A 732-nucleotide genomic window follows, 5' to 3' on the forward strand; every position below is an offset into this window, starting at 1 on the left:
CGGCCAGTCGTGGCTGGCGAGGATCTTCGGCCGCGTGACAGCAATGCCTGCCGGCGTCGCCTGGGCGGCGGCCGCGGCGCTGCTTGCGCTGGTCGTGGTGCAGTCCTTCGAGCAGCCCGGCGGCAAGGGCAATGACTTCGAGATCGCCGGTGCCCAGGACGACCTTGCGAAGCTGCCCTTTGCCCTGGTGAAGTTCAAGCCGGATGCCAGGATGTCGGACATCGCCGCCTTCCTCGACCAGAACGGGCTGAAGATCGCCGGCGGGCCGACCGCCGACGGCGTGTTTCACGTGACGATCCCGGCCACTACGGCGGCCGACTACGACAACCTCGTAGGCCTTATTGCCGCCCAGTCTTTCGCGGAGGCTGTGGTGCAGGGAAGGAAACCGGTCGATGGCGGCTAAGGCGGTCATTCTGCATGCGGCAATCCTCGCGGCGGCGGCATTTGTCGCCGCGCCTGCCTTTGCGCAAACCAATGACCCGAACCTTTCGCAGAAAGAGGTCGACTGCCTCAATCGCAAGACGGCCGGTGCCGATTGCGACAAGGACGGCGGCGGCAAGAACGATGGCGGCAAGCCTGGCGCGGGCACAACAACCGACGGCGTCGTGTTCCTGCCGGCGCTGATCGTCGACCTGTTTCCGAACCCGCCGGCAAGCGCCGCCCCGCCGACGCCGACACAGCCGAACGGATCGCCGACGCCGAGCGGTTCAGCCAACCCGCCAGCGACGCCCG

The 732-nt window shown here is 67.6% G+C and carries 2 pseudogenes; both read left to right on the top strand.

The window, feature by feature from the left end:
- Nucleotides 1–403, top strand: a pseudogene (locus DH10_RS35060) (anti-sigma factor); the annotation flags it as partial.
- A pseudogene (locus DH10_RS35065) lies at nt 393–732 on the top strand (S8 family serine peptidase); the annotation flags it as partial. The pseudogenes DH10_RS35060 and DH10_RS35065, both read left to right, overlap by 11 nt.

The organism is Mesorhizobium silamurunense, assembly GCF_014843825.1.
Lineage (GTDB): Bacteria > Pseudomonadota > Alphaproteobacteria > Rhizobiales > Rhizobiaceae > Mesorhizobium > Mesorhizobium silamurunense.